The 1,096-nt window shown below is 68.2% G+C and carries 2 protein-coding genes; both read right to left on the bottom strand.

Annotated elements, in window-relative coordinates; genetic code table 11:
- Positions 1–45: 45 nt before the first annotated feature.
- The gene (locus MXD62_RS27635; protein WP_248832324.1) at positions 46–564 is read right to left on the bottom strand and encodes an AAA family ATPase; all 519 of its coding nucleotides are present in this window, start codon (positions 562–564) and stop codon (positions 46–48) included.
- A 71-nt stretch (positions 565–635) separates the two neighbouring features.
- Positions 636–1,096: transposase (locus MXD62_RS27630; RefSeq protein WP_248832323.1), on the bottom strand; the 461-nt coding region annotated here is incomplete at its 5' end.

The following is a 1,096-nucleotide window of genomic DNA, read 5'->3' as shown; positions in this document are numbered from 1 at the left end:
GAGGAATTGTCAAAACCTGTGGATCGTGTGGCGGACTGATGGAGATCAACTGAGCTGGTAGTGGCCGTTGGTGATGCCGTGCAACGCGGCCTCTGCCGTGGCCGCGGGATCCATGTGGCTGGAGTCCAACACGTGGGGTTCGAGGGTGTCGAGGCTGCTGAACTGGTGGTGAAGCGAGCGGATCGGCTCGGGGTCGGTCAACGCGTAGGTGGCGGTTCGGCTGGTAGCTCGGCGGAGCGTCGTCGCCTCGTCGGGACGCAGCACGAGATAGTGCAGCTCGATACCGCTGGTCGTGCTGATGGCACGGAACGCGTCGAGGAACCAGGGGCCGATGATGCCGTCGCAGATCACGTCGTAGCCGCCGGCGGCGTAGCCGAACGCGGTGTGGGCCACGACGTTGATGACGATCGTGTTCTGGTGGTGTGCTTCGGGCAGGTAGGGCGCGATGGCGCCCTGGCGGATGAAGTGCCAGAAGTCGTCGGCGTGCAGGTGCACGCTGAGCGAGAGCCGGTCGGCCACCCGCCGGGCGATCGTGCTCTTGCCCGCGCCAGGCGGCCCGGTCATCACGATCACTCTGCCGGTTGGTGCGCCCGAGGCACGAGCCGACGCCTCCGGGTGAGCGGGGCGGGGACTGCTCATGCGGCGTGGGGCTGTGGGCGTTCGACGAGTTCGCCCGCCTCGAACACCGCACCCGCGCGGACGAGGGCGACCAGGTGCGGGGCGTTGACCGCGCGCCAGCGGGCCTGGGCGGACTCGATGAGCTTGAAGGCCATCGCCAGCCCTGCGGCACGTGACCCCGGCCCCTTGGTGACCTTGGTGCGGTGGCGGACGGTCGCGAACGTCGACTCGATCGGGTTCGTGGTCCGCAGGTGGATCCAGTGCTCGGCCGGGTAGTCGTAGAACGCCAGCAACACGCCCAGATCGTCGGCGATCTTCGCAGTGGCCTTGGGGAACTTCGCCCCGTACGCCTTGGTGAACGCCCTCGCTGCCTGCTCGGCGTGGGCCCGGTCCTCGGCGTTCCAGATCTCGGCGAGCGCCTTCTTCGCACCCGGGTGCGCGGAGGTCGGCAAGGCGGCCAACACATTCCCGATCTTGT

The organism is Frankia sp. Mgl5 (genome assembly GCF_023242985.1).
Taxonomy (GTDB): Bacteria; Actinomycetota; Actinomycetes; order Frankiales; family Frankiaceae; genus Parafrankia; species Parafrankia soli.
This window is presented reverse-complemented; position numbering and strand designations above follow the sequence as displayed.

Bases quoted from the DNA above. Each gene is read 5' to 3' on its own strand.
- MXD62_RS27635 (WP_248832324.1), bottom strand. From the start codon at position 564: ATGACCGGGCCGCCTGGCGCGGGCAAGAGCACGATCGCCCGGCGGGTG.